Source organism: Streptomyces sp. B21-083, assembly GCF_036898825.1.
In the GTDB taxonomy this organism is placed as follows: domain Bacteria; phylum Actinomycetota; class Actinomycetes; order Streptomycetales; family Streptomycetaceae; genus Streptomyces.
The window spans coordinates 2,321,659-2,334,293 of record NZ_JARUND010000002.1 but is presented as its reverse complement, the minus strand read 5'-3'; the positions used below and the strand labels follow the sequence as shown (position 1 = coordinate 2,334,293).

10 protein-coding genes are annotated in these 12,635 nt (G+C 69.7%); 7 read left to right on the top strand and 3 right to left on the bottom strand.

Going from position 1 to position 12,635, the window contains the following annotated elements; all coding sequences use genetic code 11:
* Nucleotides 1-5: 5 nt before the first annotated feature.
* Together QA861_RS34410 and QA861_RS34405 are read right to left on the bottom strand one after the other, a co-directional pair.
* A complete protein-coding gene (locus QA861_RS34410; RefSeq protein WP_334592586.1) occupies nt 6-1,298 on the bottom strand; it encodes an MFS transporter in 1,293 nt (430 codons plus the stop codon).
* A gap of 154 nt (nt 1,299-1,452) precedes the next feature.
* Complete coding sequence (locus QA861_RS34405; protein ID WP_334592585.1) at nt 1,453-2,028, bottom strand: methylated-DNA--[protein]-cysteine S-methyltransferase; 576 nt, start codon at nt 2,026-2,028, stop codon at nt 1,453-1,455.
* 314 nt (nt 2,029-2,342) lie between these two features.
* Between QA861_RS34405 and QA861_RS34400 the strand changes: the two genes are divergently transcribed.
* The 7 genes from QA861_RS34400 (at nt 2,343) to QA861_RS34370 (ending at nt 11,314) form a co-directional block, all read left to right on the top strand.
* The gene (locus tag QA861_RS34400; protein WP_334592584.1) at nt 2,343-3,209 is read left to right on the top strand and encodes an MHYT domain-containing protein; all 867 of its coding nucleotides are present in this window, start codon (nt 2,343-2,345) and stop codon (nt 3,207-3,209) included.
* Nucleotides 3,210-3,248: 39 nt separating this feature from the next.
* Complete coding sequence (gene uvrB, locus QA861_RS34395; protein ID WP_334592583.1) at nt 3,249-5,387, top strand: excinuclease ABC subunit UvrB; 2,139 nt, start codon at nt 3,249-3,251, stop codon at nt 5,385-5,387.
* 226 nt (nt 5,388-5,613) lie between these two features.
* Nucleotides 5,614-6,180, top strand: coding sequence for a TerD family protein (locus tag QA861_RS34390; protein WP_044473993.1), 567 nt, complete (start codon nt 5,614-5,616; stop codon nt 6,178-6,180).
* Between the two features lie 51 nt (nt 6,181-6,231).
* Nucleotides 6,232-8,283 (top strand): TerD family protein, encoded by a 2,052-nt coding sequence (locus QA861_RS34385; RefSeq protein ID WP_334592582.1) that lies wholly within the window; start codon nt 6,232-6,234, stop codon nt 8,281-8,283.
* Nucleotides 8,284-8,567: 284 nt separating this feature from the next.
* Nucleotides 8,568-9,569, top strand: a complete 1,002-nt coding sequence (locus tag QA861_RS34380) for a TerC family protein (RefSeq protein WP_334592581.1) — start codon at nt 8,568-8,570, stop codon at nt 9,567-9,569.
* Between the two features lie 36 nt (nt 9,570-9,605).
* Nucleotides 9,606-9,950, top strand: coding sequence for a DUF1330 domain-containing protein (locus QA861_RS34375; RefSeq protein WP_334592580.1), 345 nt, complete (start codon nt 9,606-9,608; stop codon nt 9,948-9,950).
* Nucleotides 9,951-10,213: 263 nt separating this feature from the next.
* Nucleotides 10,214-11,314 carry a calcium:cation antiporter gene (locus tag QA861_RS34370; RefSeq protein ID WP_334592579.1) on the top strand — a complete coding sequence of 367 codons (1,101 nt, stop codon included), beginning with the start codon at nt 10,214-10,216 and terminating at the stop codon, nt 11,312-11,314.
* A gap of 12 nt (nt 11,315-11,326) precedes the next feature.
* Here QA861_RS34370 and QA861_RS34365 read toward each other — a convergent pair whose 3' ends face one another.
* Nucleotides 11,327-12,598 (bottom strand): MFS transporter, encoded by a 1,272-nt coding sequence (locus QA861_RS34365; protein WP_334592578.1) that lies wholly within the window; start codon nt 12,596-12,598, stop codon nt 11,327-11,329.
* Between the last annotated feature and the right edge of the window lie 37 nt (nt 12,599-12,635).

The window sequence follows — 12,635 nt, the reverse complement described above, 5'->3', positions numbered from 1 at the left end:
GTGGCTCAGCCGCGCGGCTTCGCACCCCGGCCCCGCCGCAGGCCACCGCGGGTGAACAACGCCAGCGCGCCCACGGGTATCAGCAGACACGCGGTGGCGAGATTCAGCCACCCGTAGCCCGCCGTGGCCATCACGAGCCCGGCGGTCGCTCCACCGAGGCCCGCCGAGGTGTTCATGACGAGGTCGGACAGCCCCTGCGCCGCAGCGCGCACCACGTCGGGCACGGAGTCCGTCAGCAGGGCGGACCCGGAGACCAGCCCTGCCGACCAGCCCAGCCCCAGGACGAAGAGCCCCACCGCGGTGCGACCGTGACTGCCGTCGGCCGTGCCCGCGAGGAGCGCCGCGCAGGCCAGCAGCCCCACGGCGAGACCGATGCCGGACAGCCGACCGACCCCGTCGGACAGCCGCCCCATGAGCGGCGAGAACGCGTACATGCCCGCGATGTGGCCACTGATGACCAACCCGATCAGATCGATGCTCGCGCCGTGGTGCTCGAGCGCCACCGGGGTCATCGACATGACCGACACCATGGCCGTGTGGCACACGGCCACCGTCACGAGCGCGAGCCGGGCACGCGGTGAGGCCGCGACGGCGACGAAGCCCGCCCTCAGCGACCGGCTTTCGGCCGACCGCTCCTCCACAGGGGCGAGCGCACGAGCCGTGAGCAGCGGGTCGGGGCGGAGCAGGACGGCCACCGTCACCGCGGCGGCCAGAAAGATCCCGGCCGCCCAGAGAAAGGGGCCAGCCGTCGTGGGTATCCCGAGTCCGGACACACTGCGCCCCGCGGGCGCGGCGATGTTCGGCCCGAGGACAGCACCTATGGTGGTCGCCCACACGACGTTCGAGATGGCCCTGGCCCGCCTGTCCGGCTCGGCGAGATCGGCGGCCGCGAACCGCGCACCCAGGTTCGCCGCGGACGCCGCACCGAATCCCGCCATGCCGCACAGCAGCAGCGGAAAGCTGTCGACGACAGCCGCGACCACGACGACGATCGCCCCCAGGGCACCGACGAGATACCCCACGACCAGCCCGGGCCGCCGCCCGCGCGCGGTCATCAGCGCCGCCAGCGGCAGCGAGGCCACCGCCGTGCCCGCGACCATGGCGGTGGGCGCGAGCCCGGACAGCGACTCGGTACCGCTGATCCGCTGGGCGAGTACGGAAGCGAGCGCGACGCCGGTGGCCACCCCGAGCCCGCCGAGAATCTGACTCGCGACCAGCACACCGGAGATCCGGCGCCGCAGCGCGACCCGCTGCTCACCCACGACAGGCACACCAGGGCGCCGCTCGACGGCGGTCATCGCGGCCCGCCCGCGCGGGCGAAGAATGTGGTCACTGGCGCGGTCCCCCCTGCTTCCGCACACCGTCCCCTACGGAACCTCTTCCCGTACGGGGCCGTCCCCCAGTACTGAGGGCCCCTACTGATGAAACCCTCGGGTCCCGTTGCTGAAACCCTCAGAACAGAGGCTCGGGCAGCACCCCTTCTAGCGCGAGCAGCTTCCGCTTGGTCTCCAGGCCGCCCCCGAACCCGCCGAGACCGCCGTCGCTCTCCACGACCCGATGGCACGGCACCACGAGCGGCAGCGGATTGGCGCCCATCGCCGCGCCGACCGCCTGAGCCGCGCCCGGCTGGCCGACGCGAGCGGCCAGGTCGCCGTACCCGACGACCGCGCCGTACGGCACGCCCGACGCGAGTTCGCGCAGCACCTGCCGGTTGAAGCCGGAGATCAGGGACCAGTCGAGCGGCAGCTCGAAATCGTGCCGCTCGCCCGCGAAGTACGCCGTGAACTGGCGTATCGCCTCGGCCAGGAACGGGGACCCGGGCGCTTCGACGGGCTCCGCGCCGAGCCGGGCGGCGAGCCGCTCCACAGCGTTCTCGCGCACCGACTCCGTGGCGTGGAACACCACGTTCACCAGACCCCCGTGCGTCGCGGCCAGCAGCAGCGGGCCGATGTCGGTGCCGACAACCGCCCACACGACCCGCTGCCGGTTCTCCGGGTCCTGCCGCTCGTCCCGCCCAAGGCTGTCCATGCGCCCCACCGTACGACCCGCCACTGACAACGCCCGGCGCGTGGGTCCCGGGCGGGTGCGCATGATCCACGAGTGACAGGGGAGAGGCAACGGGAAGAGAGGTCCGGCACAGACACAGATTGAAAGGAGTTGCCCGAGTCCGCACACCCCTGCCGCACAAGTGGGGCAAGGTCGTGTTTCTTTGCCGGAAAATCGTTCGACCCTTCCGGAGCCAGTCATACTCTCTGCCACAGCCCTGACTGCTGGCCGGTTCTGGGGTAGGGGAGCAAGTCCGGGAATACCGGAACGCAAAAAGGGCGGAAGGGCAGCCGCACATGCAGGGCACGGTCGACGGATTCAGCTACGGACTCGTCACTCCGCTGGTGGCCTACCTCATGGCCTGCCTCGGCGGCGCGCTGGGTCTTCGCTGCACCACGAGATCGATGCTGGTCGCCCAGTCGTGGCGACCTGGGTGGCTGGCGCTCGGGTCGGCCGCGATCGGATCCGGCATATGGACCATGCACTTCGTCGCGATGATGGGGTTCACCGTCAAGGAGACCCCGATCAACTACGACCTGGGGCTGACCTTCGCCAGCCTCGGGGTCGCCGTCCTCATGGTCGGCATCGGGATCTTCATCGTCGGCTACCGGGGCACGAGCGGCACGGCACTGTTCACCGGGGGCACCATCACAGGCCTCGGTATCGCTTCCATGCACTACCTGGGCATGGCCGGAATGCGCCTCCACGGGAAGCTGGAGTACAACACCCTCACTGTCTCGGCCTCGGTCGTGATAGCGGTGGTGGCCGCCACCGCCGCCCTGTGGGCGGCCGGGCAGGTCCGTGGCTTCCTGTGGAGCGTGGGCGCCAGCCTCGTCATGGGACTCGCCGTCAGCGGCATGCACTACACGGGCATGGCCGCCCTGAGAGTCCACCTCCACGCCGGGTCCGGGAGCCCGGAGGGAGCCTCGCCCGCGTCCCTGCTCGCCCCGCTGATGATCGGCCCGCTGGCCTTTCTCCTGCTGGCCGGCGTCGTCGTGATGTTCGACCCCTTGATGGTCATGGGCAAGTCCGGCCGCCGCCCCGCCGACAACAAGCCCGGCATCCCGGCCCACCCGGCTGTCCCGCACCCCGGCCGACGCCTCACGCCGCGCGCCGGCCAGCGGCACGGGGAGCGCCGGTCCCGCACTCCCCAGAACCGGTGATCAGGACCCGTTGTCAGTGGGTGGTCGTACGGTGGATGCATGCGGCCAGTTTCCAAGATCGAACGCACGGTGGCGCCCTTCGCGGTCGTCAGCCCCTACCAGCCGAGCGGCGACCAGCCGACGGCCATCGCCGAGCTGGCTCGGCGCATCGAAGCAGGTGAGAAGGACGTCGTGCTTCTCGGCGCGACCGGCACCGGCAAGTCCGCCACGACCGCGTGGATGATCGAGAAGCTTCAGCGCCCCACGCTCGTCATGGCGCCGAACAAGACCCTGGCCGCCCAGCTGGCGAACGAGTTCCGTGAACTCCTCCCGAACAACGCCGTCGAGTACTTCGTCTCGTACTACGACTACTACCAGCCCGAGGCGTACGTCCCTCAGTCGGACACCTACATCGAGAAGGACTCCTCGATCAACGAGGAGGTCGAACGGCTGCGCCACTCCGCGACCAACTCGCTGCTCACCCGGCGGGACGTCATCGTGGTCGCCTCCGTGTCCTGCATCTACGGCCTCGGTACTCCCCAGGAGTACGTGGACCGGATGGTCCCCCTCAAGGTCGGCGAGGAGATCGACCGGGACCAGCTGCTGCGCCGCTTCGTCGACATCCAGTACACGCGCAACGACCTGGCCTTCACCCGCGGCACGTTCCGGGTGCGCGGCGACACCATCGAGATCTTCCCGGTCTACGAGGAGCTGGCCGTCCGCATCGAGATGTTCGGCGACGAGATCGAGGCCCTCTCCACCCTTCACCCGCTCACCGGCGAGATCATCAGCGAAGACGAGCACATGTACGTCTTCCCGGCCACCCACTACGTGGCAGGACCCGAGCGTACGGCGCGGGCCGTCAACGACATCGAGAAGGAACTCGGCGACCGCCTCGCCGAACTGGAGAAGCAGAACAAGCTCCTGGAGGCCCAGCGCCTGCGGATGCGGACGACGTACGACATCGAGATGCTTCGCCAGATCGGCTCCTGCTCCGGAGTCGAGAACTACTCGATGCACTTCGACGGCCGCCTCCCCGGCTCCCCGCCGAACACCCTCATCGACTACTTCCCGGACGACTTCCTGCTGGTCATCGACGAGTCGCACAGCACGGTCCCGCAGATCGGCGCCATGTACGAGGGCGACGCGTCCCGTAAGCGCACCCTCGTCGACCACGGCTTCCGGCTGCCCTCCGCACTGGACAACCGCCCCCTGAAATGGGAGGAGTTCCAAAAGCGCATCGGCCAGACCGTCTACCTGTCGGCGACCCCCGGTAAGTACGAGCTGTCCCGTGGCGACGGCTTCGTCGAGCAGATCATCCGCCCCACCGGCCTCATCGACCCCGAGGTCGTCATCAAGCCCACCGAGGGCCAGATCGACGACCTGGTGCACGAGATCCGCACGCGCGCGGAGAAGGACGAGCGTGTCCTGGTCACCACGCTCACCAAGAAGATGGCCGAGGACCTCACCGACTACTTCCTGGAACTCGGTATCCAGGTCCGCTATCTGCACAGCGACGTCGACACCCTGCGCCGGGTCGAGCTGCTGCGCGAACTGCGCGCCGGCGAGTTCGACGTCCTGGTCGGCATCAACCTCCTCCGGGAGGGCCTCGACCTCCCCGAGGTGTCCCTGGTGTCGATCCTCGACGCCGACAAGGAGGGCTTCCTGCGCTCCGGCACCTCCCTGATCCAGACCATCGGCCGTGCTGCGCGCAACGTGTCCGGGCAGGTCCACATGTACGCGGACAAGATCACTCCGGCGATGGAGAAAGCCATCGAGGAGACCAACCGGCGCCGGGAGAGGCAGGTCGCGTACAACAAGGAGAAGGGCATCGACCCGCAGCCCCTCCGGAAGAAGATCAACGACATCGTCGCGCAGATCGCTCGCGAGGACGTCGACACGGAACAGCTCCTGGGTTCGGGTTACCGCAAGTCGAAGGACGGCAAGGCGGCCAAGGCCCCGGTGCCCGCGCTCGGCGGCAAGGCCGCGAAGGGAGCCCGGGCCGGCAAGGGCAAGGCAGGGGAGGCGGTGCCGACCGACCGCCCCGCAGCCGAACTCGCCGACCAGATCGAGGAGATGACGGCACGGATGCGCGCCGCGGCGGCCGACCTGCAGTTCGAGATCGCCGCCCGGCTGCGCGACGAGGTGTCGGAGATGAAGAAGGAACTGCGGCAGATGAAGGAGGCCGGCCTGGCCTGACCGCCGCACGGGGCAGGCGGAATGCCGGCCGTCGGTGTCCGTGACCTGCGTCGTACGCGCAGTGTTGCAACACCGACACAAAGTGCGCTCGAGGCTTCGGCACTGTCAGTGCCCCTGCGTAGGGTTCAGGTCATCCGCGGACCCCGCGGAAACAGGGGACGGCTCGAGAGGGGAACAGCACGTGGTGGACGTATCCAAGGGTGGAACGCCCAGTGGCAGCGTCAATCTGACCAAGGGTCAGGCCATCAACCTGCAGAAGAACGACGGGGGCACCCTGACCGCGGTGCGGATGGGCCTCGGCTGGCAGGCGGCACCCCGGCGTGGCCTGTTCGGGTCGCGTACGCGGGAGATCGATCTGGACGCCTCGGCCGTACTGTTCGCCGACAAGCAGCCCATGGACGTCGTGTTCTTCCGCCACCTGGTGAGTGACGACGGCTCCGTGCGGCACACCGGTGACAACCTCGTCGGCGGTGTCGGCCAGGGCGGTGACGACGAGGCGATCCTCGTCGACCTGCCGCGTGTGCCGGTCCACATCGACCAGATCGTCTTCACCGTGAACTCCTTCACGGGGCAGACCTTCCAGGAGGTGCAGAACGCCTTCTGTCGTCTGGTCGACGAGACCAACGGTGACGAACTCGCCCGCTACACGCTGGACGGCGGGGGCCAGTACACGGCCCAGATCATGGCGAAGGTGCACCGCGCGGGCGCGGGCTGGCAGATGACAGCCCTTGGCACGCCTGCCAACGGCCGCACCTTCCAGGACCTGATGCCGGCGATCCTGCCGCACCTGTAGCCGGGCCGGGCGGCCCACGGAACAAGAGAACGACACGGGGGGACGAAGGCGATGACGGCCGAGCTGGTCCGGGGGCAGAACCATCCGCTCTCCCAGGTCCGCCTCGAAGTGCGGATCTCGGCCGGTGCGCCGATCGTGGCCGGGGCCACGATCGGCGACGAACAGGGCAGGGTCCACGGCGTCGAGTGGGTGGCCCACCCAGGAGCTCCCACGCTCCCCGGCCTGGAGGTCTCCAAGCAGGCGGCGGCCGACCACCGGCTCGCCGTGGACCTGGGTGCCATGCCGGAGTCGGTGCACCGGATCAGCCTGCTGCTCGCCCTGCCGTCCGGCGTGGGCGGTCCGGTCCGGTTCGGCGCCGTGGCCGCACCCTTCGTCGCCGTCACCGGCCTCGACGGCACCGAGGTCGCCAGCTACCGGATCACGGGCCTTGAGGCCGAGTCGGCGGTGGTCGCCCTGGAGCTCTACCGCAGACACGACGCCTGGAAGGTGCGCGCCGTCGGCCAGGGATACGCCGGCGGCCTCGTCGAACTCCTCGCCGACCAGGGCCTCCCCGAGGCACGCCACCTCGCGGACGCCATCGACGGGGCGGTGTCCCAGGCCCACTCCCGCGCGGTGGCACCCCCGCCACCCCGCACACCGGACGGCGACCGCACCCGTCGGCCGGCGTCGCCCCCCGCGCCCGCGCGAACCACGTCGCCGTACGCGGCTCATGGGCCGCAGGACACCCCGATTCCCGGCACCCCGGAGCAGGCAGGATCCCCGGTTCAGGGGGACCTGGGCGCTGCTCGGCCTTCGTCACCGTACGAAGTCGAGGACCCGCAGAACGCCCCGTCGCAGGTCGGCCGACCGGACGGTCCGGCGCAGGCCGCCCCCGCTGCCGGAGCCCCCGTCGACTACAGCCATCCCAGCCGCCGTACGGCCGCTCCGCCACCGGCACCGCCGACCGCACCCCCGGCCCGGTCCGGCGAGTCTGGGGGGCCGGTCGCGGGCGACGCGACCGGATGGTCCATGGACGAGCGGCTCTACAACCAGGTCTGGGGCATGTTCGAGGACCTGGCGCGAACCGTCGCCGCCTACCGCAGCGCCGTGGACTTCGCCGACTCACGTATGGAACAGGAGATCGACAGGGCGCTGGCAGATCCACGCAGCCGGGGCGGTGGCCGGGGCGATGCCGCCCGGGAAGCGGCCCGTGCCAGGCAGACCCAGCTCGTCGACCAGGCCCGCTCCGCCCTCGACCGCGATCTCTCCCAGCTCGCCGCCGAGGCCGAGGTCGTCGAGCCCGCGCTGCCGCCGGCGTACGCGCGCTGGGACAACCCGGTCTGGCACGGCTACCGCGTACCGATGGAGATGCCCATGGCGCTCCGGGTGGGCGACCTGCGGCTGCCCGAGAGTGCCGGTCTGAGTGTCCCGATGCTCGTTCGGCTGCCGTTGGAGCGCGGCCTGTGGATCGACAGCGGCGGTGAGTCCCTCGACGGCTCGCTCCTCGACTCCGACGAGCTGCGGCGGCTGGCCATGGACACGGCGGTGGCGCACGCGTCCCGGCTGCTCGCGGTCCATCCGGCGGGCGAATTCGCCGTGCACGTCATCGATCCGGCAGGTTCCGGAGCCCCGGCCCTCGCGCCGCTGGTGCGAACCGGTGTGCTCGCGGGTCCGCCCGCCGCTGGGGCCGCCGGTGTCGCGGACGTCCTGGGCCGGTTGACCCAGCGCGTCGACCTGGTACAGATGGCGGTGCGCGGCGGCGCGGCCGACTCACTGCCGCCCGACCTCGACACCGCTCAGCAGCTGGTGATCGTCAACGACTTCCCGCACGGTTTCGACGACCGGGCGGTCACTCAGCTGCGGTATCTCGCGGACGAGGGCCCGGCCGTCGGCGTCCACCTGATGATGGTGGCCGACCGCGAGGACGCCGCCGCATACGGACCCTTGCTCGATCCGCTCTGGCGTTCGCTGATGCGACTCACTCCCGTGCCCGACGACCACCTCGCCGACCCTTGGGTCGGACATGCGTGGACGTACGAGCCGTCGGTCGTGCCGCAGGGCAGCCAGGTGCTCCAGCAGGTGCTCAGCCAGGTCGCGGCGGCCCGCCGTTCATGGAACCGCTGACACCCACAGTCACTTCGCCAAGTATCCGTAAAGCCGCCGACCTGCGGTTTTTGATTTTCCTTTACTAATCTCTTTACCTTTCCTTGGTGATTGGGGTACTGTCTTCCCAACGGAGGGGAGTACTCCCTACCTGCTGCGGCGTACCCGTCAATACGGATCAATCCGGATCCCGGGGCGTCGGCCCGCAGGCGTCCGGGCGCGTGAAGGAGCCCGGCTGTCGCGGGTGGAAGAGACCTCCGGTAGCGACGACGCTGAAATTTGCCGTTACTACTGCCGGAGGCGCAGTGAATGTTTCCGTGACCCTTTGGGTCCTTACCATCGTGGGTCTGGCCGCTCTGATCGCGGTGGACTTCTTCATCGGGCGCAAGCCTCACGACGTGTCGATCAAGGAAGCCGGAATCTGGACGGTCGTCTGGATTGCCCTGGCCGGCCTCTTCGGAGTGGGGCTGCTCGTCTTCAGTGGCGGTGAGCCCGCCGGTGAGTTCTTCGCGGGCTTCATCACCGAGAAGTCGTTGAGTGTCGACAACCTCTTCGTCTTCGTCCTGATCATGGCGAAGTTCGCGGTGCCCTCGCAGTACCAGCAGCGTGTGCTCCTCGTCGGCGTCCTCATCGCGCTTGTCCTGCGCGCGATATTCATCGCCGCCGGCGCCGCGATCCTCGCAAGCTTCGCGTGGGTGTTCTACATCTTCGGTGCCTTCCTCATCTGGACCGCCTGGAAGCTGATCCAGGAGGCCCGCGCCGACGACGAGGACGAGGAGTTCGAAGAGAACAAGCTGCTCAAGGCTGCCGAGAAGCGGTTCGGCGTGGCCGACCGCTACCACGGCACCAAGCTGTGGATCGAGCAGAACGGCAAGCGGATCATGACGCCGATGCTGGTCGTGATGCTCGCGATCGGTACCACGGACGTCCTGTTCGCCCTCGACTCGATCCCGGCGATCTTCGGCCTGACCCAGGACCCGTACATCGTCTTCACCGCCAACGCGTTCGCTCTGATGGGCCTGCGTCAGCTGTACTTCCTCATCGGCGGACTGCTGAGGAAGCTGGTCCACCTCTCGTACGGCCTGTCGGTCATCCTCGGCTTCATCGGCGTCAAGCTGGTGCTGCACGCGCTGCACGAGTCCGGTGTCCACGTACCGGAGATCTCCATACCGGTCTCCCTCGGAGTGATCTGCGGGGTCCTGGTCATCACCACGATCACCAGCCTGATGGCCTCCAGGAAGCAGGAGGCGCTCAAGGCGGCGCAGAACGACAGCGAAGGCGCTCCGAAGGACAGTATCGAGGCCTGACCACGTCGGACGTAGGAACAACCACCATCGGGAGCGGTGCGCGGCGAATTGCCGATCACCGTTCCCGATGCTTCGTTGGATGCTGAGCGTCCCTTGCTCGGGGACGCCACGGCCCGGGTGGAGGAGATGCGGGCGCTGGTCCAGGAGGCCGACGCGAGTCTCGGCGGCCGTGCCGGCGGGCCCACGCACCGCCTCGTCCTGCAGGACAGGAATCAGCCCAACAGGTTCCTGGTGGTGATCGAGTTCGACTCCCACGACGAGGCCATGCGCAACAGCGACGACCCGGAGACACGCAGGATGGCGGAGCAAATGGCCTCGATGTGTACGAGGCCCCCGATCTTCACCGACTGCGACGTACGGGAGAGGACCGAGCTGAAGTAGCGGCTGCGGGACAATCGAGCGGGCCCATGGCGTGCGCGCCGGGGCTCGTGCCGCCGTAGGGACTCCGGCCCGGCGAACCGGTGCGGGAGGCCGGTGCGCGGGTCCGGGGCACGGGAGTACGCGCCCCGTTCCTGGGCAGCAGATCAAGCCGAGGCAGAACGCGAAGGGAGCAGTGTGGAGGACCGTCTGTGGGGTGGCCGTCATGAGCGGGCGCGGATCGGTGGGCGCGTGCGTGGCGCAAGTCCGTCTGCGACGATCGCTGAATGATCGTCCAGCTGCGGTCGCTCGCGACGCGGTGGACGGCCGTCGTGCCGATGGCCGCGGTCGTCCTGCTGGTGTTCACCTGGGGACGCGACCTTCCCGGCGTGGTCGTCGCACTGGTGACACTGGTCCTCGCGGGAGCCGTGCTGGCCGCCGTGCACCACGCGGAGGTGATCGCCCACCGGGTCGGTGAACCCTTCGGGTCCCTCGTGCTGGCTGTGGCCGTCACGATCATCGAGGTCGCCCTGATCGTCACACTCATGGCGGACGGCGGGGACAAGAGTTCCACCCTGGCCAGGGACACCGTCTTCGCGGCCGTGATGATCACCTGCAACGGCATCGTCGGTCTGAGCCTCCTCACCGCCTCGATCCGCCACGGGACCGCGGTCTTCAACCCGGAGGGCACCGGCGCCGCCCTCGCCACGGTCGCGACGCTGGCCACGCTCAGCCTGGTACTGCCGACGTTCACCACGAGCAAGCCGGGTCCCGAGTTCTCCACCGCCCAGCTCACCTTCGCCGCGCTCGCCTCTCTGATCCTCTACGGCCTGTTCGTGGCGACCCAGACCGTGCGGCACCGCGACTACTTCCTCCCGGTCTCCCGGCAGGGCGAGGTCATCACCGCGGACGGCCATGCCGAACTCCCGACCGCCCGCGAGGTCAAGGTCAGCCTGGGACTGCTGGGCATGGCGCTCATCGGCGTGGTCGGCCTCGCGAAGGGAGTGTCGCCCACCATCGAGTCCGGGGTGGAGGCGGCCGACCTGCCGCATGCCGTCGTCGGTGTGATCATCGCCCTGCTAGTGCTGCTTCCCGAGACCATCGCCGCGCTGCGCTCCGCACGCCGCGACCGGGTGCAGACCAGCCTGAACCTCGCCCTCGGGTCCGCGATGGCCAGCATCGGCCTGACGATCCCCGCCGTGGCCCTGGCGTCCATATGGCTCTCCGGGCCACTGGTCCTCGGCCTCGGCGCCACCCACATGGTGTTGCTGGCCCTGACTGTGGTGGTGGGTTCGCTGACGGTGGTGCCGGGGCGGGCCACGCCGCTCCAGGGCGGCGTACATCTGGTGCTGTTCGCGGCCTACCTGGAACTGGCCATCAACCCCTGATCGCTGCCCCCGTCACTCCGTGGCCGGTGCGGCGGCGAGGCGGGGCACCGGCCGGGTCTCCGGCAGCAACGCGAAGCACCCGAGGCTGAACAGGGCGATGCCCGTCAGATACAGCCCCACGCCCCACGGGACCCGGCCCCCGTGTTCGGCGAGCGCCGTCGCCACGATCGGCGTGAGCGCGCCGCCGAGGACCCCGCCGAGGTTGTAACCGACCGCGGCGCCCGTGCACCGTACGCGGGGCTCGTACAGCTCCGGCAGATACGCCGCGATCACCGCGAACATCGTGACGAACGCGATCAGCGCCACCAGGAATCCGAGAAACATCAGCAGCGGTTCGCCGGTCGACAGCAGCGCGACCATGGGGCACATCCACAGGGCGGCCGTGGCACAACCCGTGAGGCACAGCGGCCGACGGCCGTAACGGTCGCCCAGGAGGGCCACCACGGGTGTCAGGGCGCCCTTGACCACCACAGCGGCCATGATGCAGGCCAGCATGACGGTACGGCTGACACCGAGCCGTTCCGTCCCGTAGGCGAGGGACCAGGTCGTCACCGCGTAGAACACCGCGTATCCGACCGCGAGCGCGCCCGCCGTCAGCAGGACCAGCCGCCAATGGTCGCGCACCACTTCGGCGAGCGGCACGCGCGCGTGGTCGTCGATCTCCAGGAAACTCGGGCTCTCCGGTAGCGAAGAACGCAGCCACAGCCCCGCCACGGCGAGCACCCCGGCCGCCCAGAACGGCACCCGCCACCCCCACGAGGCGAACTGCCCCTCCGTGAGGCACGCGGACAGCGCCAGCATCACGCCGTTGGCGAGCAGGAAGCCCACCGCGGGGCCGACCTGTGGGAAGCTCGCCCACAGAGCGCGCCGTTCGGCGGGCGCGTGCTCCGAGGTCAGCAGGACGGCCCCGCCCCACTCCCCGCCCAGCCCGAGCCCCTGGAGGAAACGCAGCGCCAGGAGGAGCACGGGAGCCGCGGTGCCGATCGACTCGTACGTCGGTACGCAGCCGACCGCGACCGTCGACGCCCCGGTCAGCAGCAGGGAGGCGACGAGGACCGGCCGCCGCCCGTGCCGGTCCCCGATGTGGCCGAACAGCACCGACCCCAGAGGCCGGGCGAGAAACCCCACACCGAACGTCCCGAAGGCGGCCAGCGTCGCGGCCACCGGCGAGAACGTCGGGAAGAACAGGGGCCCCAGAACCAGTGCGGCGGCGGTGCCGTAGACGAAGAAGTCGTAGAACTCGATGGCCGTCCCCGCGAGCGAGGCGGCGGCCAGCCGCACCATGGAAGGTGCCCTTACCCTGCGTACGTCGTGCATGCCG

What these genes read in the sequence shown, in the direction of transcription:
- QA861_RS34405 (WP_334592585.1), bottom strand. Translation starts at nt 2,028, where the DNA reads ATGGACAGCCTTGGGCGGGACGAGCGGCAGGACCCGGAGAACCGGCAG.
- QA861_RS34365 (WP_334592578.1), bottom strand. Translation starts at nt 12,598, where the DNA reads ATGGTGCGGCTGGCCGCCGCCTCGCTCGCGGGGACGGCCATCGAGTTC.
- uvrB (WP_334592583.1), top strand. Translation starts at nt 3,249, where the DNA reads ATGCGGCCAGTTTCCAAGATCGAACGCACGGTGGCGCCCTTCGCGGTC.
- QA861_RS34410 (WP_334592586.1), bottom strand. Translation starts at nt 1,298, where the DNA reads ATGACCGCCGTCGAGCGGCGCCCTGGTGTGCCTGTCGTGGGTGAGCAG.
- QA861_RS34370 (WP_334592579.1), top strand. Translation starts at nt 10,214, where the DNA reads ATGATCGTCCAGCTGCGGTCGCTCGCGACGCGGTGGACGGCCGTCGTG.
- QA861_RS34385 (WP_334592582.1), top strand. Translation starts at nt 6,232, where the DNA reads ATGACGGCCGAGCTGGTCCGGGGGCAGAACCATCCGCTCTCCCAGGTC.
- QA861_RS34400 (WP_334592584.1), top strand. Translation starts at nt 2,343, where the DNA reads ATGCAGGGCACGGTCGACGGATTCAGCTACGGACTCGTCACTCCGCTG.